The organism is Salinimicrobium marinum (genome assembly GCF_014651535.1).
Lineage (GTDB): Bacteria > Bacteroidota > Bacteroidia > Flavobacteriales > Flavobacteriaceae > Salinimicrobium > Salinimicrobium marinum.
In genome coordinates, this window is sequence record NZ_BMXB01000001.1 from 397,449 (window position 1) to 416,772 (window position 19,324).

The window sequence follows — 19,324 nt, forward strand, 5'->3', positions numbered from 1 at the left end:
TAACTGCCTATGAGCAATAATATACATACGGAAACAACATTCGAAATAAGTATAGAACATTCTTTAATTGAAGACGGTGGGTATAAGCGTGGTTATTCTAAAGACTTTGATACGCATCAAGGAGTTTTTCCTGAGTATATCACAGATTTTTTAAAAAATTCCCAGCCAAAATCCTGGCAAAAGCTTGAAAGTATTCATGTTGATAATGTAGAAGCTAAAGTAGTTCGAAGGTTACTTCAGGAAATGGACCTTAGAGGTACGCTGGATATTTTAAGAAATGGATTTACTGATTATGGGGTGAAATTTCAGATGGCATATTTTAAACCTGAAACCAATTTAAACCCTGATGCCGAAGTTTTATACAACAAGAATAGTTTAACCGTTACCAGGCAGTTGTATTATGAGCGTAAGGGGAAGAACTCTTTAGATTTGGTATTATCCCTAAACGGTTTGCCAATTACCACTGTAGAGCTTAAAAATCAGTTTTCTGGTCAGAATGTAGGTAATGCAAAAACCCAGTATATTTTTGACCGTGAACCTACCGAACCTATATTTAAATTTAAAAAACGTTCCCTGGTTCATTTTGCAGTAGATACTGATGAGTGTTATATGACCACCAAATTAGCTGGAAAAAACACCAGATATTTACCTTTTAATACTGGTTATAACAATGGTGCGGGTAACCCACCAATCAAAGATAATTATAGAACTTCATACTTATGGGAAAAAGTATGGGCTAAAGATTCCTTTCTAGACCTAATCGGAAAATTTCTCCATTTAAATGTAGAAGAGTTTGAGATGAATGGGGTGGTGAAAACCAAGGAAACAATGATATTTCCCCGTTACCATCAAATGGATGTAGTTAGAAAGTTGACTAAAGATGCCAGAAAAAAAGGGGCGGGTGAAAATTACTTAATTCAACACTCGGCTGGTTCAGGAAAATCAAATTCTATAGCCTGGCTTAGTTATAGGTTATCCAGTCTTCATAATAATCAAGATGAACGGGTTTTTGATTCCGTTATCGTAATTACAGATAGGCGGGTTCTCGATTCCCAATTACAAAATACCATTTACCAGTTTGAACATAAACAGGGTGTGGTTCAAAAAATAGATAAAGATTCTCAACAACTTGCCGATGCTTTAGGGGCTGGTAGTAATATTATAATTACAACCCTTCAAAAATTTCCCTTCGTACTGGATAAAATTGAAGAGCTACCGTCCAGAAATTATGCCGTTATAATAGATGAGGCCCATTCATCTCAGGGTGGTGAAGCAACAAAAAAAATGAAAGAAGTATTAGCGGCTAAATCCTTGGAAGAAGCAGAGCAAGAGGACCTGGATTCAGGTCTTGATGAAGATGCTGAAGATAGTGTAAGAAAGTCTATGGAGTCCAGGGGTAAGCAGAGCAATCTTAGTTTTTTCGGGTTTACCGCTACGCCAAAACCTAAGACAGTAGAAGTATTTGGAACTCCTGATAAAAATGGTGAACCCAAACCCTTTCATTTATATTCCATGAGGCAGGCTATTGAAGAAGGCTTCATTCTGGATGTGCTTAAAAATTATACTACTTATAAAACATATTTTAGATTATCCAAGGAGATTGAAGATGACCCAAAGGTCAATAAAAAACAAGCAGCCAGGGCCATAGGTAGATTCATGTCTTTACATCCTCATAATCTTGCTCAAAAAGCAGAAGTGATGGTAGAACACTTTAGACAAGTGGTAGCTAAAAAAATTGGGGGTAAAGCGAAGGCTATGGTAGTTAGTAGCTCTAGGCTTCATGCAGTTAGATATAAAGAAGAGTTTGATAAATATATTAAGTCTAAGGGTTATAAAGATATTAAGACCCTGGTAGCGTTTTCAGGTAAGGTAATGTACGATACTTATCCAGAAGGAATCACAGAACCTGAAATAAACGGCTTTAAGGAAAAAGAACTTCCTAAGAAATTTTCTTCTAATGAATACCAAATATTACTGGTTGCCGATAAATATCAAACAGGTTTTGACCAGCCATTATTACATACAATGTATGTAGATAAAAAGTTATCAGGTGTTAAGTGTGTTCAGACTTTATCCAGGTTAAATAGAACCCATCCAGGTAAAGAGGATACCTTTATTCTGGATTTTGCTAATGATACTGAAGATATATTAAAATCATTTCAGGACTATTATGAGTTAACGACCATTCAGGAAAATTCAGACCCGAACCATCTGTATGATTTAAAATCTGTGATAGAAAGTGCTCAGATAATTTGGGACACTGAAGTAAATAACTTTTGTAATATTTTTTATAAATCCTCAGCTACTTTATCCAAGGGTGAGCAGAAGAAACTTAATGGATTTATAGACCCTGCGGTAGAAAGATACAAACGCTTGCCTGATGGTAGTGGAGAATTACTTAATAATTTGACCAACCAAATATCTCAGGATGATTTTAAAAATGCACTACAGTCTTTTACCCGCTTATACTCATTTTTAACCCAAATCATGCCGTTTTCCGATGTTGAATTGGAAAAGCTGTACACATACGGAAGGTTCTTATTAAAGAAGTTACCCCGTAATAATCAAGCCGATAAATTTGAATTGGGAGATGAAGTATCCCTGGAGTATTATAGGTTACAGAAAATTGCAGATGCAGATATAAACCTGGTAAGTGAAGGAGAAGCAGAGCTTCAAGTTGGTGGTGATGCGGGTTTAAGAAAACCTAAAGATGAAGAAGGTCAGTTATCCGAAATAATTGAGGTTCTAAACCACCGTTTTGGAACTGAGTTTAACGATGCAGATAAACTATTCTTTGACCAGATGGAAACAGAATTAGCTAAAGATGAGAAGCTATCTGAGCAGGCTAAGAGCAATACTATGGAGAACTTTAAGTTTGGCTTTGAAGATGCCTTTATGGACAAGCTAATAGGCCGTATGGAGCAGAATCAGGATATCTTTACAAAAATTATGGATGATAAGGAATTTGGGGTATTGGTGAAAAATTACTTGCTTAAAAGAGTTTATAAACAGTTAAATGGATAAATATATTGAAATACTGGAATCTAAAATTGAAAAAATTGATTCCCCAACCTTTGAAAAAGCCTGTCATATTTTTATGCTAATCCAGTTTAAAAATAGAGGTGAGTATAGAGCCTTACAAGAAACATTATATATTGATATAAAAAAATTCATTGATGTCTATATAAAATCGGTAGAGTATCGAAAAAATGGCTACGATATTCTACAAGTAGATAAAATTATTAAAGCAATTGAATATTCTAATTCTGTAGAAAAGCAATATTTATTATTTCAATTCGCTTTTAGAAAACTGAAGATTGAGTATTTTGACGAGGAAGCGAATATAATTCAAAAACATCTAAATAAGTCAAAATACAAATACTTAAATATCAAAGGCTTAAAGGTTGATGCTTTTTTATTTAAATGGTCTTATGATATTAAGCCATTATTGGGAATGATAGGTTTTTTAATTATAATTACTAATATTTTATTTTTGCCTGCTCCCATTGAAGGTTTAGAAGTATTTAATATCAGTTATGTGAACTTCCATTCTGATTTCGTTTTAAATCATATTAGCAATACACTAGCATTCATAGCTGGTCAGGACAGAGCATTAGGAGTGGAACCTTTCTCCCTCTATGGAGTAATTCTTTTAATAATTATTAGATTAAGTTTTATTCTGTTTATTGGAAATTTTCTAATTGAAAAAATTAAAACTGTAGGAAATATATAATGTCAGCAATTTTAGAGTTAGATAAACTAGAAAGAAAATTAATATCGGTACTGTATAGATTAACATTAGTAGCTTATTCCATATTTCTTCTTTCATTTTTTGAACCAAAAATTAATGTGTATTACAATGTTGCATTATTTGTAGGGTATCTGTTCATATTTAATCTATTGAGAGGTAATAGCTTTATTAAATCTACTCTTAGATTGCTTATGGATTTTATAGTAATTTTTTTCGTGATATGGCAGGTTGGAAATTTAGACATTTTCACTTTTTCGCTTTTATTTATACCTGTTTTAAATTCCCAGAATCATACAGGACCTAGAAAAACGATATTACTCTATATAATTCCTCTGATGGGCATTTTTATTTTAGATAAAATAAATGGAAGCAAATTTACATATTGGTACTCAATTCCCTTTCTGGCCTTTTTAATAGTAAATAGTTTTACATCAATTAGAACAAAATACTATAATTTTCATCAAAATCTAAATGATATTGTAGACAGATTTTTTGAGGATAGTAGGAATTATGAGAAATCCCATATTATATATAGAAAAATAATAAAGATAATAAATAACAAGCGTATATTTCTATACCCCATTTCAGATATAGTTTGCTTTAGGGTACAGGAACATAAACTATCACTAGTAAACGGTTCCTCCTTTATTTGGAACACCAGTATTAAAAATGAAAAAGACTTTATAAAAAAGGCTAAGAGCACCAAATCCTTTAGAAATCATGAGTTGGAATTGGATGAGAAAGTAATTAAAAGCAATTTGGTTATAAATTGTCATCTCGATAATCATACGTACAGCTATATTTTTGTTCCGCAAAATGAAGGACAGTTTATAGATAATTTAAAAACCACCATAATTATAAATCTTTTTACCCCGTTTTTATATAGATATTCGAGAGTATTGAGGTCAATGTTTGAACAAAAAAAGAATGAATTAAGTCATCTTAATCAGCTTCAAGAAAAGATAAATTATGTAACCAACTCTGTTAATTCAATGCATTTTATCCGAAATAAATTGGGGCCTTTGAAAAACTATTTAGCAATGGTTGAGGATTACGAAAAGGCGGACAGGGATAAGAGAAAACGGATAGAGCCATATCTAAAAAAAGAAAGAACAAAAATAAGTTCTTCAATTACATCTATATTACAGAGAGCGGAATATATCCTTAAGAAAAGTAATAATCCATTTAATGTTTACAAAGTAGAGAAACAAGAAATCACTAATTTATTTACTTTACTGCGAAGTGTATGGAGTTACATGTTCGATACTCAAACTCTTGAGGTGAACTGGGATAAAAATAATTTGGGTAAATTTCTAGTTCAATATAATGATGCTGGTTTAGAATTAGTACTGTCTAACTGGATTTCTAACATGTTGAAAAATCATAGTGGGAAATATGGCGTTGTTCTCGGAGAAGAAAAGAATTTCTATAGCCTGGACTTTTATAATTCAACTAAGCAGAATATATCCTCGAAGTTTATAGAAGATTTCAATAATTCAAATAGGGAGATGATTAGTAGAAGGGAGACCCATGGCCTTATTGAGATAAAAGATTTTATTAGCCAGATGGACCTGGACTCTATAATGTATAAAGATGGAGACAATGTTCATTTTGTAATAATGTTTAAAAAATATGAAAGAGATTAAAATTTTAATTGTCGAAAATGAGGTAGGGTATATCGAAACTGCTTTTGAATACATGAACGATTTATATTATGATAATAGACTGGATTTCAAAATAATTGCAAAATCACAGGATTTGCCTTCGAACCAGAATCTAGAAAATTATGATATTATATTTTTAGATATAAGTCTAGCTAAAAGTAGTGAATTAGATGGGATTGGTATTCTTAGGAAAATAAATAGTGATAATATTCTAATAAAAAAGCTAGTTATTCTTACTGGCAACCATAATATTCAGGAAAAGCTTAAAGAGAATGGTTTAGGTGTATACCCAATTGTAACTAAACCAATTGATTTTAACGATTTATTAAAAGTAATTGGGTGAAGAGATTAATTATTTTGACTTTTTACTTCCTGGAATTGCAACCTATCATTAAAAAGGATTTGTTCAAAATAAGACTATACCCAAAACCCGATACTGTTTCTGGAATTAAAATTACGGTTTCACTAGTTGCTTTGATGTTCAAAAACAACTATCCTATATTTGTACATCACGGATAGATGACCTATATTTGTTGGAAATACCTTCAACATGAAAAAGGCACGCTACAACCGCATCTCATCACCCAATCAAAAACTTGAACGGCAATTAGTAAGAAACCACCCTGATGAGTTAATATATAATGATGTTGTTAGTGGTGCAGTTCCTTTTAAAGAAAGAGAAAAGGGCCAGGACTTAATGAAGGCAGTTGAAGCAGGAACTATTGATTTTGTATCAGTAACTTCTGTCGACCGCTTGGGACGAAATCTCTACGATGTGTTAACCACTTTGGAGTATTTTACCGATAATGGTGTCGTTCTACGGGTGGATAATCTTGGTATTGAGTCCATGGTAGATGGCAAACCTAACCAGGTCTTTAAATTAATTGTGTCGGTTCTCGGTAATGTAGCCGAAATGGAACGGGCTAATCTACGTGAACGTCAGCTTGAAGGTATTGCAGTTGCTAAATCTAAAGGGGTATATAAAGGACGTGAACGAGGTACTTGTATGAACGAGGCTGAGTTCCTGGAGAAATATCGACATGTGGTTAAAGAAACCAAGAACCACCCAGACCTTTCAATCCGCAAACTGGCTAAAATAACCAGTGTTAGTGTCGGTACAGTTCAAAGGGTGAAAAAAATAATGGCAGTGGAGGTATAACCTCTGCTGCCACTAAACACTTAAAAAACATAATTCTTACTCCTCTTTATTATTTACAATATCAAGTGCAATAAGAGTAGTTTTCTCATCCAATTGATGAAGATTTTCTGATGTTCGGGGTATTGAAAAGAGTCCCCTATATATAACCAATGCTTGCATTAGATTAATTATGTCGTTTTGAGAGACCCAATCTTTTTTAGCAATGTGTATCGGTAAATCCCATACCGTATCATTTCTAACTTCCCGTTTCGCCAGAATTGACGCTGTACCTGCATGCCCTTTAAACCTATTAGGCATTTTACATGAAATTCCATCGGAATGAATAGTCCATATCCCGACTGTCAAATCTTCTAAAATCATATCTTCATCCATTAGGCACATTTTTTATATTCAAAATACATCTTTTCAATTTCTGCACGGCTCAAAACAAATTCCATTGGAAGGTCAACATACGCCAATCTCTCTTCTTCGTCCAAAACAATGTCGCAGTCTAACAGATAATCAGAGTAATCAAGGTCTTTGAAGAAATCACAATAAAAACCGCAGACGTAATTATGCCCTAATGAGTCCAGGAGACCACTACTAATCACCTCTGGTGTAGCTGCATTTTTCAGTTCTGAAGCAGTACTAGATTTCGCATAGCTTTCGCTAAGGTCAATAGCTACTGAAATTACAGTCTCGATTCTAATTTCCTCATCGTTAATTTCAAATACTTCTATTTGTTCATGGTAATCGTTGCCTCGACCCTCAAAATGGTCCATCAAGTAATTTTCTATTTCTTTTTTCATAATGTTAAAATTTTAGTCGACCAATATCAGCCTGACTTTCTGAAGCAAATCTACCATTAAAGGAATATAAGTCCCAAGGAAAATAGTGTTAAAATTTTATGTAAAAACCTGAAAAACAATTAGTTATCACTTATACGTGACCTATAATTGTACCTGGAGCCAGCCAAACATTTCATCCCCAATTAGATAGGTTTTTGGTATAAGTTTATTATTTTTGTAATGGCAAAATGGGTACAAACCATTTCGGGACCGTTTAAATGTACGGAGATAGTTTGTTCAACTTTAAAACCAACGTTATGGGTAAGAATAGACCTCCTGTAGGTGAAAATCAGCATATATATGAAAATAAGACTGATTTTTACATTAAAGAGAATTACACGGCCACTACTGGTGGCCCAGCAAGTGGTAGATTAGGTAAAACTCGTTACCACGAAAAGAAAAAGTAAAAAAACCAGTATTGAGGGCCCAGAATGAAAGTTCTGGGTTTTTTTATACTAAGGCTCAAGGTGTCAATTTCAAATTCTAACTAATCGGGCAATAGCTACTAAATCCTCAATAAATTTGTTCGATATTTCAAAATCTCCCGCTACTGTAGAAGACAAGGCTTCACTGAAATGTGAGGCCTTTTTTAGTTTGCCGTGCATGGTAGAGAACTAGACGGTGCAAGTCCGTTATGAGGGTTTATAGCTACCTATCATTAGCTGAAGGCAAGGGTGTCCATCGCGAGATGGAATCTGAAGGAAGCCGTAGGCAAAGTTCCGGCCCGAGGAACACGAACATCATACAAGGCATATCCGATCTGGATGAGTTTGCTAAACAAAACGAAGTCCAAAAGCTATACGGAAATCGGAGTGTAAATGATGCGGGTATATGGAATGAAAGTGCTTTATCTTAACGCGGGAGATCTCACAGACATAGCAGAAACAGAGTATGATGCTGTGGTTGAAACAAGATTTGCTGTGAGAAGTCAGCCGAGGCCATAGTAGAACCAGGAACGAGCGTTGTAAACAACGAGGGCTCACACAGTTCGAAGGGCTGAACCTTAAGAAGTAAGTAGTTAATGAATGTTACCTTGTGAAGGGAAGAATGCAGAAAATATCGAAAGATACCTGGCTGCAAAAGGATAGGGCGGAACCCGAAAGCTATGCAGGAGGGCAGACCTACATGAGGATAATTGAAAACAACCTTACTGATGTTACTACTTTAGAAGATGGACTACTGGAGCAGATTTTGTCTCCGACTAACCTAAATCGAGCTTTTAAAAGAGTTTGGAGTAATAAAGGAAAAGGAGGAGTGGACAAGATGGAAGTCGATGCCTTAAAGGCCTATCTTGTGGAAAACAGCACTGAACTATTACAATCCATCAGGGACGGAAAACATCGTCCCAATCCAGTACGACGGGTAGAAATACCCAAAGAGAATGGAAAGAAGCGATTGCTAGGAATACCCACAGTGGTAGACCGGGTGGTCCAACAAGCCATTACTCAGGTACTCTCTCCAATTTATGAACAGCAGTTCTCACCACACAGCTACGGGTTCAGACCCGGTAGAAATGCACATCAGGCACTGAAAAAAAGCAGGGGTTACATTACAGGCGGATATATCTATGCCGTTGATATGGACCTGCAACAGTTCTTCGATACCGTCAGCCACAGTAAACTTGTGGAGGTGTTATCAAGAACGATAAAGGATGGTCGGGTTATCTCGCTTATCCACAAATTTTTTCGTGCCGGAGTGGTCACCGGAAATAAGTTTGAAGAAACAAAGCTGGGGGTGCCTCAGGGAGGGCCATTAAGTCCGCTTTTGGGGAATATAATGCTACACGAGTTGGATAAGGAACTTCAAAGAAGGGGGCACAGGTTCATCCGCTATGCGGATGATCTGCTGATCCTTTGCAAAAGCAAACGGAGCGCAGAGAGAACGCTTCGGAATATTATTCCCTTTATCGAGGATAAGTTATTTCTGAAAGTGAATAAGGAGAAAACCAATGTGTCTTATATCTCCAAGATTAAATTCCTCGGCTACACCTTCTACCGATATAAAGGTAAAGGTAGACTCCGGGCCCACTCCAGTAGCATCCAAAAGATGAAACAGCGATTAAAAGAGCTGACATCGAGGAGCAATGGATGGGGAAATGCCAGAAGAAAAGAGGCACTCAACCAGTATGTTAGAGGTTGGATGAATTATTTCAAGATGGCAGATATGAAAGGTCTGTTGAGAAACTTAGATTATTGGTATCGTCGACGTCTCCGAATGTGCATCTGGAAACAATGGAAACGTATTCGGACGAAATGCAAGATGTTGATAAAGCTTGGCCTGAACAAATCTAAGGCGTGGCAATATGCCAATACGAGGAAAAGCTACTGGCACACAGCTAATAGCTTTATCCTTACCAAAACTATTACCACCCAAAGATTTAGAAAGGCAGGATATCCATTCCTGCTGGATTATTATCTAAAAGTAAGAATGTAAATTAAGGAACCGCCGTATACCGAACGGTATGTACGGTGGTGTGAGAGGACAGCAAAGCTAAGCTAAGAAATAATCAATTAATCTTACCTTTGCTTCCTACTCGATTTTAATGGGTACAGAGTAGCTTTTATTAAAAATTTCTTTATAGCCTGAAAGAAAACCCGTCCGCTATTTTCTTCTTATATTTTGCTTCGTCGAACATATACAGGAAAGATCCTTTTCTGGAGGAATTCATATCTTTTTCATCCAGTTTCAGAAGTATGTCCAAAGAATTGATCTTATTAATAAAATTACGTTTATCAAGTTTGTCATTCAAAATGGCTTCATATAATTTCTGAAGCTGTCGCATAGTAAATTTCTCCGGCAGAAGTTCGAATCCTATAGGCTTTGTAGAAGTTCTGTATCGAAGGCGGTGTATGGCGTGTTGCACCATCCGGTCATGGTCAAAAATAAGTTGTGGTGCTTCTGAAAAACTAAACCATTTAGCCGAATAATTTTCGGTGAGCTCCTGTTTATGTTCAGCAATATTGATCAAGGCGTAATAAGCAACCGATATAGTACGTTCAACAGGATCCCTGTCCACCTTACTGAAATTATAGAGTTGCTCCATGTAAACATTGTTGATACCTGTAAGATGGTGAAGAATTCTGTTTGCAGCCTGGTCCAGATCTTCATTTCTCTTTAAAAATCCGCCCATCAAAGACCATTTTCCTCTTTCAGGTTCAAAGTCTCTCTTTACTAAAAGGATTTTGAGATCCTCTTCGTCAAAACCAAAAATAATACAATCGACTGCAAGCAGTACTTTGTCTTCTGAATTGTAATTATGGATCATATGTAAGATTTAAAGCGGCAATTTAAGAAACTTTACAAACTCTCAGCATCTTGTAAGAAACAGCATAATCCGATTCTCAGAATCATCTACGATTCGAATATGATGTTATAATAACCTCAAAGTTAATAATATGTGAAAATAAATTTGCTTTTTTTAAAAAACTTTAATTAATTTACTAATAATGTAAAATTTACACTTAAAAAAATTACGATATTAGAAATGTATTATGAAGTCTCTATAATGATCTAGAAATGAAAAACATTCTTTTACTTATCTGCCTGATGGGCATTTTTCCATTTGTTGTAGCACAGGAAGCCACCCTTCAGAGTCCCGATGATGCCTTGAGATTAGAAGTATTCCTGGAATCGGGAAAACCCAGCTATTCCGTGTACTATAATAACGAAGTGGTGCTGGAAAAATCACGGTTAGGATTAAAAACTAATATTACCGATTATTTCGAAGCTTTGACTTTTGAAGGCAGTGAAACAAGTTCTGTAGATAAAACTTACGAATCTAAAAAACTTAAGAAATCTGAAATCAATTATAATGCACAGGAACTAACCACCACTTTTACCAATCAAAAAGGGCAAAAAATAGATGTAATTTTCCGGGTAAGTAATAATGATATCGCTTTAAGATACCATCTTCATAAATACAGCGACACCATAGCTCACGTGATTAAACAGGAATTTACGGGATTTAATTTCCCGAATTCGGCTAAAGGATATTTAACTCCACAGTCTGAATCAATGGTAGGATTTCAGCGAACCAAACCAAGTTATGAAGAAGGCTATTATTTAGATCAGGATATTACCAAAACTTCAGCCAACCATTTAGGCTATACGTTTCCGGGACTTTTTAAAACCGAAAATCATTGGGTTCTAATTTCTGAAACGGGCGTTGACGGGACTTATGTAGGCGCTCATTTAAGTGATCCCAATGATGAAGGGGAATATACAATCGCTTTTCCCGATAGTACCGAAAATAACGCTTTTGGAAGTACAGGTGCGGCCATTTCTCTTCCTTTTAGTACTCCCTGGAGAACCATTACCGTTGGAGAAAGTTTAAATCCCATCGTAGAAACCACCATTCCTTTTGATGTGGTAGAGCCGCTATACGAAGCTTCTCAGGACTATAATTTCGGGCGTGGCGTATGGAGCTGGATCATGTGGCAGGATGCAAGTATGAATTACGATGACCAGGTGACGTACATAGATTTCGCTGCAGAAATGGGTTATGAGTACATCCTTATAGATGCGCTTTGGGACCAGAACATCGGATACGACAGAATGGAGGAGCTTATTGATTACGCTAGGAGTAAAAATGTAGATGTATTCTTATGGTATAACTCCAATGGAGTAGCTAATGACGCGCCTATGACGCCCAGGCATAAAATGCACAGGGCTATTACCCGCAAACAGGAAATGAAGTGGTTGCAGGAGAATGGGGTAAAAGGCTTAAAAGTTGACTTTATGGGCGGTGATAAACAGGAGACCATTCAGCTTTACGAGGATATTATGTCCGATGCCAATGACCACGGATTAATGATGATTTTTCACGGAGCTACTTTACCCAGAGGCTGGGAAATTATGTATCCAAATTTTATAAGTACTGAAGCGGTACTTGCTTCAGAAAACCTAATGTTCAGTCAGTATGCAAACGACCAGGAAGCCCGAAGGGCTGCAATTCATCCTTTTATAAGAAATACCGTGGGAAGTATGGATTTTGGAGGTACTGTTCCCAACGAAAGGTATAACCGAAGTAATGATGGCGGAAATGTTAGAAAGACCTCTGATGCCTTTCAATTGGCAACCGCAGTCCTATTCCAGACACCGGTTCAGTTTTTTGCACTAACACCAAATAACCTTGAAGACGCCCCTGAATTTGCCGTTGATTTTATGAAAAACGTGCCCACGACCTGGGATGAAACAATTTTTATTGATGGATATCCGGGAGAGTACAGCGTAATAGCAAGAAGACATAAGGAACATTGGTATATCGCAGGAATCAATGCCTCGGAAAAGCCGCGTAAGTTAAGTTTTTCCCTGCCACAGATGGAAGGCACTGATTTCAGAATAATCAATGATACCGGAAAAGGAAAATTTGATAAAAAAGGAATTAATCGAAAAAACGGAAAGTTTGAAGTGACAATTCAGCCTCAGGGAGGGTTTGTGATCACAAATTGAACTTACTAGTTTGTTCTCCCAGAGTTAATTAAATGGAAATGAAAATAGTACACGTACTTCTTATAATTATCACTCTATCTTTAGGCAACTATGGGTTAGCACAAAATCAGGCTCAAAACCCTATTATTCATGCTGACGTTCCAGATATGTCTATGATCAGGGTAGGTGATAACTACTATATGAGCAGTACCACGATGCATATGAGTCCCGGGGTTCCTATTATGAAATCTACCGATCTGGTGAATTGGGAAATAGTGAATTACGCTTACAATACCTTGGGGGATACAGATGCCCTGAATATGAAAAATGGGGAAAATACCTACGGAAGAGGATCCTGGGCAAGCAGCTTGCGATTTCATAACGGAACCTATTACGTTTCCACTTTTTCGAGTACCACAGGAAAAACTTATTTTTTCAAAACAAAAGATATAGAAAATGGCTCCTTTGAAGAGATTTCTTTTGCACCCTCTCTGCACGACAATACTTTATTTTTTGATGACGATGGTAAAACTTACCTCATTTGGGGTGGGGGAAAACTGAATATAGTTGAGCTTAAAGACGGTCTATCGGGAGTAAAAGAAGGTACAGAGCGGGTTCTAATTGAAAATGCTACAGAACCAATCGGGTCCAACTACATCTTACCTGCGGAAGGATCTCAGCTATTTAAAGTAAAAGACAAGTATTATCTTTTCAATATTGCCTGGCCCCGGGATGGGATGAGAACCGTTATTATTCACCGGGCCGATAAAATTACCGGACCTTATGAAGGAAAGCTTGCTTTCCAGGATAAAGGAGTCGCCCAGGGAGGTTTAATTGACACACCTGCTGGAGATTGGTTTGCATATTTATTTCGGGATTATGGCGCAGTAGGCCGTATTCCATATCTGGTGCCTGTAAAATGGGAAAATGGCTGGCCAATTTTGGGCGAAAATGGCAAGGTTCCTAAAACTTTGGATCTGCCGCCAAGTAAAGGTTTGATTCCCGGAATAGTGGCTTCTGATGATTTTAATAGAAATTCCGGTGACAAAGATCTTCCGTTGGTATGGCAGTGGAATCACAATTCGCAGCCGGATTATTGGTCTGTGAAAGATCGCGAAGGCTATCTAAGACTGACTACAGACAGAGTGGATACTTCATTCTTAGATACCCGGAATACGCTTACTCAAAGAACCATTGGCCCGGAGAGTTCGGGAATTACCAAAATTGATCTTTCAGGAATGAAGGAAGGGGATTATGCGGGACTTGGATTGCTTCAGAAGAATCTCGGATTTGTAGGAGCTAAAATGATAAATAATAATAAGTACATTATAATGGTCAATGGAGCTTCCGAAGCACCCGTGGAGGTGGAAAGCATCCCTTTAGATCAGGAGGAGCTTTACCTTAAGGCAGTAGGAGATTTTAAGAACCGAAAAGATACGGCAAGATTTTACTACAGCCTTGATGGTGAAAACTGGAAAGCTATAGGCAACGAGCTTAAAATGTCTTACACGCTTCCGCACTTTATGGGATACAGGTTTGCGCTGTTCAATTATGCTACAAAAAAAGCGGGTGGTTATGTAGATTTCGATTACTTCAAAATTGACGATCAAAAAGATAAATAAATGAAAAACAAGAATTCATATTACAAAATGTCGAAAACGATACCTGTAAACCTGTTCCTCCTTTTTCTCACGGTAAATGCCTTTGCGCAAAACCCGCTGATTATGGATCAGTTCACGGCAGATCCCACGGCAAGGGTGTTTAATGGAAAGCTATATGTCTTCCCATCCCATGATATTGTTCCACCAAAAGGGGAAGGCCGTGCCGAATGGTTCAATATGGCCGATTACCATGTTTTTTCTTCGGAAAATCTTACCGATTGGACAGACCACGGAAAAATTCTGGATCAGAAAGACGTGCCCTGGGCAGACCCTAAAGCATATAGTATGTGGGCGCCTGATGCGGTATCCAAAAATGGCAAATATTACTTCTATTTTCCCACCAGACTGAAAGAAGGCGGAGACGGGGAAAAAGGTTTTTCGATAGGAGTGGCAGTTGCCGATAAACCAGAAGGGCCTTATAAGCCACAGCCAAACCATATTGAAGGGGTGGAAGGTATAGATCCAAATGTTTTTATTGATAAAGACGGGCAGGCTTATTTATACTGGTCCCGTGGTGAGATTTATGGAGCAAAACTGAAAGATAATATGCTAGAACTGGATTCCGAGATAAAAACTTTCGATGAGATCCCTAAAAAAGGGCATATTGAAGGGCCTTTTGTTTTTGAGCGAAACGGGACTTACTATATGACCTATCCACACGTGGCCAATAATACCGAAAGGCTCGAATATGGAACTTCCGATAATCCAATAGGGCCTTTTGAACACCAGGGAGTGATTATGGACGAATCGGCTTCTGGTACGTGGACCAATCATCATTCAATCGTGAATTATAAAGATCAATGGTACTTGTTCTATCACGATAATGACCTTTCGCCTGATTTTGATAAAAACCGATCCATTCGTACCGATAGCTTATTCTTTGAAGAGAATGGGAACATTAAAAAAGTGATTCCAACCAAACGGGGAGTTGGAATTACTTCAAGCACTTCTGAAATTCAAGTAGACCGCTATAGCTCGAAAAGCAACTATGGAGCTGCTTCAGTGTTTTTGGACAGGCTTGATCCCTTCCGGGGTTGGAAAGTGGTTTTAAATAAGCCGGAAGCCTGGGTAAGATATAACCAGGTAGATTTTCGGTCTGAAGGTCCCAAAAATGTCAAAATAAGAGCAAGATCTTTAACAGGCGGTACTGTAGCGCTTAAACTGGCAGGTGAGAACGATGAGGAGGTTGCTGAAGTCACCATCAAAAAAGGCGGAGAATGGGATGTTTTCTCGGCTCCTGTAAAATCTGAAGTAATAGCTGTTCAGGATCTGATCGTGCAACTTAAAAATGGTGCCGGAGTTGAGGTAGACTGGGTACAGTTTGAAAAATAGAATGGGATGAGAATTGGCGAGATCAACATAACGATAAAAAAAAATTCCGGTTTGCGGTTTTCCGTATTCCTGGGAATGCTGTTTTTGATCTCACCTTTTAAATCCTGGGGTCAGGAAGATTCAAAATTAAAACTCTGGTACAATAAACCTGCTGAAAAATGGGTGGAGGCACTTCCGGTCGGAAACGGGCGGTTAGGCGCAATGGTTTATGGAGATCCCCGGGAAGAGGTTATTCAGTTGAATGAAAATACCGTCTGGGCAGGAGGGCCTAACCAAAATGATAATCCTGAAGCCAAAGAATATTTACCCGAAGTTCAGAAACTTCTGTTTGAAGGAAAAAGCGTAGAAGCCCAGGAGCTCGTTAATCAACATTTTATAAGCAAAACATCCCACGGAATGCCTTATCAAACCGTAGGAAACCTGAAATTATCTTTTCTGAATCACCAAAATTACACCGGGTATTACCGGGAACTGGATCTGGAGACTGCCGTTACTACTACTCGCTATAAAGTTGAAGAGGTAGCCTATGAAACCAAAGTTTTTGCTTCCCATCCCGACGAGGTTATTGTAGTAGAAATTAAAGCTGATAAACCCGGAGCTTTAAATTTCACTGCCACAATGGATCGCCCCGGAGGCGCCGATGTTTCAGCTGAAAATGGAGTATTAAAATTAAAGGAAAAAACCAGCGATTTTGAAGGAGTGGAAGGGAAGATTAAATTTCAGGCCATCACTAAAATTCAGACTGAAGGCGGAGAAATAATTTCAGAAAATAATACTCTCAAAATTCAGAATGCGAATAGCGCTACGATGTATATTTCAATAGCTTCTAATTTCAAAAATTATAAGGATCTAAGTATTGATGAAGAGGCAAAAGCAGAGGAATATCTTTCGGCAATAGAAAAAAAGGAACCGGAAGAGATCTACAAAACCCACCTGGAAGATTATCAGACTTATTTTAATCGGGTGTCCCTGGATCTAGGTGAGACTGAAGCTGCTAAATTACCCACAAATGAGAGGATTGTAAATTTTAAATCCGGAGATGATCCTGCCCTGGTATCCCTGTATTTTCAGTTTGGCCGGTATCTTTTAATTACCTCTTCCAGGCCCGGAACTCAACCCGCTAACCTTCAGGGAATTTGGAATGATCAATTAACTCCTGCCTGGGATAGTAAATACACTGTGAATATCAATGCCGAAATGAATTACTGGCCGGCGGAGATCACAAATCTTACAGAATTTCATGAGCCATTGATACAGATGGTGAAAAAACTTTCAGAAGCGGGAAGAAAAACCGCCCGCGATATGTACGGCGCAGAAGGCTGGGTGATGCACCATAATACTGATATATGGCGTGTGACAGGAGCCATAGACGGCTCTTACTGGGGAATGTGGCCTATGGGTGGGGTTTGGCTCTCGCAACATTTATTCGATAAATACGATTTTTCAGGCGATACGGAATTCTTAGAATCTGTTTATCCTATAGTAAAAGAAGCCTCAAAATTCTACCTGGATTTTATGATCAGGGAACCTGAAAATAACTGGCTTGTAGTATCACCTTCTATTTCCCCGGAACACGCTCCTACGGCACATCCTGAATCCTCATTGACCTATGGAGCCACAATGGATAATCAACTGATTTTCGACTTGTTTTCAAGAACAGCAAAAGCAGCGGAAATTCTTGAAGAAGACGAAGTATTTATAGCCGATTTGAATGAAAAGCTTCAGCAATTGCCTCCTATGCAAATTGGAAGTTGGGGACAATTACAGGAATGGATCAAAGACTGGGACGATCCTAACAGCGATCACAGGCACGTTTCCCACCTTTACGGACTTTATCCTTCCAACCAGATTTCTCCTTACCGTAATCCGGAATTATTTGAAGCTGCAAAGAGATCTTTGGTGGCCCGGGGCGATGAATCTACCGGGTGGTCTATGGGCTGGAAGGTGAACCTTTGGGCGAGATTACTGGATGGCGATCATGCCCTCAAGTTAATAAAAGATCAATTAAGCCCTTCAATGCAGGAAGGCCATGGCGAACAAGGTGGTACTTACCCTAACCTTTTTGATGCGCATCCTCCTTTTCAAATAGATGGAAATTTTGGATGTACCGCCGGAATTGCCGAAATGCTGATGCAAAGTCATGATGGCGCCATTCATCTGTTACCGGCATTGCCTGAAGCCTGGGAAAAAGGAAAAATTTCAGGTTTAAGAGCTCGTGGAGGCTTTGAAGTGGATCTTGAATGGGAGAATAACAGACCAAAAAATGTTCTCATAAAATCTGAAATGGGTGGTGTTGCAAGGATTCGATCATATACCCAATTGGAAGGAGAAGGATTAGAAGAACCAACAGGTGATAATCCTAATAAATTCTATCACTTCTCAGAAATAAAAAAACCGCTTATTTCAGAAGAAGCTGATTTAAAACAAGTAGAAGTTCAGAAGATTTATGAATACGATTTAAAAACTTCTGAAGGAGAAAAGTATGTACTAAAGATTAAAAAATGACTATAACCGATAAACTATAAAGTTATGAAACTAAGAATTAAATTGCTGGCAATACTAGGATTTGGGGCAATGCTCGCACCTAAGCTGTCAAAAGCCCAAAATCCCATTATTACCGATGTTTTCACGGCAGATCCGGCACCGCTGGTGCATAATGATACTTTGTATCTGTACACAAGTCACGATACAGCATCGGTTGCCTCTACCAACTATGAAATGAAAGACTGGCTGGTTTTTTCTACTACAGATATGAAAAACTGGACCAATCATGGACCAAAGTTGTCTCCCAAAGATTTCTCTTGGGCAACGGGAGATGCGTATGCAGCCGAAGTTGAAGAAAGGGACGGGAAGTTTTACTTCTATGTATCTACCTTCCATAAAGATGATGACAGGAGCGATGGAGGTGCAGCGATAGGAGTAGCAGTTGCCGATTCACCATTAGGCCCATTTGAGGATGCCATAGGAGAGGCCTTAATATATAATGAAATGACTACCGATAATCCACATGGCTGGGATGATATAGATCCTTCCGTTTTTGTAGATGATGATGGACAGGCTTATATGTTCTGGGGTAATGGCAGTATGAAAATGGTCAAATTAAAAGATAATATGGTGGAATTAGATGGGCCTATTCAATATTATAATCCCGAGAATTTTATAGAAGGTCCCTGGGTTTATAAAAGAAAGGACCTGTATTATTTAGTCTATGCAGGCAAGGGGGAAGAACGTGAGAGAATTGATTATGCCACTTCTAACAGCCCCGAAGGTCCATGGGAGTATCAGGGAATTCTGGCAGACAGCGCTCCAAACAGTTTTTCCATTCATCCCGGAATCATAGAATACAAGGGAAAAGACTATTTCTTTTACCATAATGGGGTATTACCAACGGGAGGAAGTTATCGGCGGTCAATTACCGTAGACTATCTGCATTATAATGAAGATGGTACAATCCAGAAAGTGGAACAGACGGAGGAAGGAGTAGAAGCTGTAGAGTAAAA

At 37.8% G+C, this 19,324-nt stretch carries 16 protein-coding genes; 13 read left to right on the forward strand and 3 right to left on the reverse strand.

Going from position 1 to position 19,324, the window contains the following annotated elements; all coding sequences use genetic code 11:
* Positions 1 to 9 precede the first annotated feature (9 nt).
* The 5 genes from IE056_RS01810 to IE056_RS01830 all read left to right on the forward strand — a co-directional run bounded on the left by IE056_RS01810 (position 10) and on the right by IE056_RS01830 (position 6,574).
* Positions 10 to 3,024, forward strand: coding sequence for a type I restriction endonuclease subunit R (locus IE056_RS01810; protein WP_189602908.1), 3,015 nt, complete (start codon positions 10 to 12; stop codon positions 3,022 to 3,024).
* The gene (locus IE056_RS01815) at positions 3,017 to 3,733 is read left to right on the forward strand and encodes a hypothetical protein (RefSeq protein WP_189602909.1); all 717 of its coding nucleotides are present in this window, start codon (positions 3,017 to 3,019) and stop codon (positions 3,731 to 3,733) included. The genes IE056_RS01810 and IE056_RS01815 overlap by 8 nt, the downstream gene beginning before the upstream one ends.
* Positions 3,733 to 5,397: a hypothetical protein gene (locus IE056_RS01820; protein ID WP_189602910.1), complete on the forward strand. Its 1,665-nt coding sequence runs from the start codon at positions 3,733 to 3,735 to the stop codon at positions 5,395 to 5,397. The genes IE056_RS01815 and IE056_RS01820 overlap by 1 nt, the downstream gene beginning before the upstream one ends.
* Positions 5,384 to 5,758, forward strand: a complete 375-nt coding sequence (locus IE056_RS01825; protein ID WP_189602911.1) for a response regulator — start codon at positions 5,384 to 5,386, stop codon at positions 5,756 to 5,758. The genes IE056_RS01820 and IE056_RS01825 overlap by 14 nt, the downstream gene beginning before the upstream one ends.
* Positions 5,759 to 5,965: 207 nt before the next feature.
* On the forward strand, positions 5,966 to 6,574 hold the full coding sequence (locus IE056_RS01830) for a recombinase family protein (protein WP_189602912.1): 609 nt from the start codon (positions 5,966 to 5,968) through the stop codon (positions 6,572 to 6,574).
* A gap of 36 nt (positions 6,575 to 6,610) precedes the next feature.
* Here IE056_RS01830 and IE056_RS01835 read toward each other — a convergent pair whose 3' ends face one another.
* On the reverse strand, positions 6,611 to 6,946 hold the full coding sequence (locus IE056_RS01835) for a hypothetical protein (RefSeq protein WP_189602913.1): 336 nt from the start codon (positions 6,944 to 6,946) through the stop codon (positions 6,611 to 6,613).
* Positions 6,946 to 7,362, reverse strand: a complete 417-nt coding sequence (locus IE056_RS01840; RefSeq protein WP_189602914.1) for a hypothetical protein — start codon at positions 7,360 to 7,362, stop codon at positions 6,946 to 6,948. The genes IE056_RS01835 and IE056_RS01840 overlap by 1 nt, the downstream gene beginning before the upstream one ends.
* 296 nt (positions 7,363 to 7,658) lie before the next feature.
* On the opposite strand from IE056_RS01840, the gene IE056_RS01845 reads away from it, so the two are divergent.
* From IE056_RS01845 to ltrA, 3 genes are all read left to right on the forward strand, one after another.
* Positions 7,659 to 7,808 (forward strand): hypothetical protein, encoded by a 150-nt coding sequence (locus tag IE056_RS01845; RefSeq protein WP_189602915.1) that lies wholly within the window; start codon positions 7,659 to 7,661, stop codon positions 7,806 to 7,808.
* A 411-nt stretch (positions 7,809 to 8,219) separates the two neighbouring features.
* Positions 8,220 to 8,345 carry a hypothetical protein gene (locus IE056_RS18570; RefSeq protein ID WP_262891433.1) on the forward strand — a complete coding sequence of 42 codons (126 nt, stop codon included), beginning with the start codon at positions 8,220 to 8,222 and terminating at the stop codon, positions 8,343 to 8,345.
* Positions 8,346 to 8,448: 103 nt separating this feature from the next.
* Positions 8,449 to 9,834, forward strand: coding sequence for a group II intron reverse transcriptase/maturase (ltrA, locus tag IE056_RS01850; RefSeq protein ID WP_189602916.1), 1,386 nt, complete (start codon positions 8,449 to 8,451; stop codon positions 9,832 to 9,834).
* Between the two features lie 142 nt (positions 9,835 to 9,976).
* Here ltrA and IE056_RS01855 read toward each other — a convergent pair whose 3' ends face one another.
* Positions 9,977 to 10,666, reverse strand: coding sequence for an NUDIX hydrolase (locus tag IE056_RS01855; protein WP_189602917.1), 690 nt, complete (start codon positions 10,664 to 10,666; stop codon positions 9,977 to 9,979).
* A 251-nt stretch (positions 10,667 to 10,917) separates the two neighbouring features.
* Between IE056_RS01855 and IE056_RS01860 the strand changes: the two genes are divergently transcribed.
* The 5 genes from IE056_RS01860 to IE056_RS01880 are packed head-to-tail and all read left to right on the forward strand — an operon-like array spanning position 10,918 to position 19,322.
* Positions 10,918 to 12,852, forward strand: coding sequence for a glycoside hydrolase family 97 protein (locus tag IE056_RS01860; protein ID WP_229793618.1), 1,935 nt, complete (start codon positions 10,918 to 10,920; stop codon positions 12,850 to 12,852).
* 38 nt (positions 12,853 to 12,890) lie between these two features.
* A complete protein-coding gene (locus IE056_RS01865; RefSeq protein WP_189602918.1) occupies positions 12,891 to 14,453 on the forward strand; it encodes a glycoside hydrolase family 43 protein in 1,563 nt (520 codons plus the stop codon).
* Positions 14,454 to 15,824, forward strand: coding sequence for a family 43 glycosylhydrolase (locus IE056_RS01870; protein ID WP_229793619.1), 1,371 nt, complete (start codon positions 14,454 to 14,456; stop codon positions 15,822 to 15,824).
* Between the two features lie 51 nt (positions 15,825 to 15,875).
* Positions 15,876 to 18,329, forward strand: coding sequence for a glycoside hydrolase family 95 protein (locus tag IE056_RS01875; RefSeq protein ID WP_229793620.1), 2,454 nt, complete (start codon positions 15,876 to 15,878; stop codon positions 18,327 to 18,329).
* A gap of 24 nt (positions 18,330 to 18,353) precedes the next feature.
* On the forward strand, positions 18,354 to 19,322 hold the full coding sequence (locus tag IE056_RS01880) for a glycoside hydrolase family 43 protein (RefSeq protein ID WP_189602920.1): 969 nt from the start codon (positions 18,354 to 18,356) through the stop codon (positions 19,320 to 19,322).
* The last annotated feature ends 2 nt before the right edge of the window (positions 19,323 to 19,324 follow it).

Coding starts and splice junctions, on each gene's coding strand:
- IE056_RS01840 (WP_189602914.1), bottom strand. CDS start 7,362: ATGAAAAAAGAAATAGAAAATTACTTGATGGACCATTTTGAGGGTCGA.
- IE056_RS01835 (WP_189602913.1), bottom strand. CDS start 6,946: ATGGATGAAGATATGATTTTAGAAGATTTGACAGTCGGGATATGGACT.
- IE056_RS01815 (WP_189602909.1), top strand. CDS start 3,017: ATGGATAAATATATTGAAATACTGGAATCTAAAATTGAAAAAATTGAT.
- IE056_RS01865 (WP_189602918.1), top strand. CDS start 12,891: ATGAAAATAGTACACGTACTTCTTATAATTATCACTCTATCTTTAGGC.
- IE056_RS01830 (WP_189602912.1), top strand. CDS start 5,966: ATGAAAAAGGCACGCTACAACCGCATCTCATCACCCAATCAAAAACTT.
- IE056_RS01845 (WP_189602915.1), top strand. CDS start 7,659: ATGGGTAAGAATAGACCTCCTGTAGGTGAAAATCAGCATATATATGAA.
- ltrA (WP_189602916.1), top strand. CDS start 8,449: ATGCAGAAAATATCGAAAGATACCTGGCTGCAAAAGGATAGGGCGGAA.
- IE056_RS18570 (WP_262891433.1), top strand. CDS start 8,220: ATGATGCGGGTATATGGAATGAAAGTGCTTTATCTTAACGCGGGAGAT.
- IE056_RS01855 (WP_189602917.1), bottom strand. CDS start 10,666: ATGATCCATAATTACAATTCAGAAGACAAAGTACTGCTTGCAGTCGAT.
- IE056_RS01820 (WP_189602910.1), top strand. CDS start 3,733: ATGTCAGCAATTTTAGAGTTAGATAAACTAGAAAGAAAATTAATATCG.
- IE056_RS01810 (WP_189602908.1), top strand. CDS start 10: ATGAGCAATAATATACATACGGAAACAACATTCGAAATAAGTATAGAA.
- IE056_RS01880 (WP_189602920.1), top strand. CDS start 18,354: ATGAAACTAAGAATTAAATTGCTGGCAATACTAGGATTTGGGGCAATG.
- IE056_RS01860 (WP_229793618.1), top strand. CDS start 10,918: ATGAAAAACATTCTTTTACTTATCTGCCTGATGGGCATTTTTCCATTT.
- IE056_RS01870 (WP_229793619.1), top strand. CDS start 14,454: ATGAAAAACAAGAATTCATATTACAAAATGTCGAAAACGATACCTGTA.
- IE056_RS01825 (WP_189602911.1), top strand. CDS start 5,384: ATGAAAGAGATTAAAATTTTAATTGTCGAAAATGAGGTAGGGTATATC.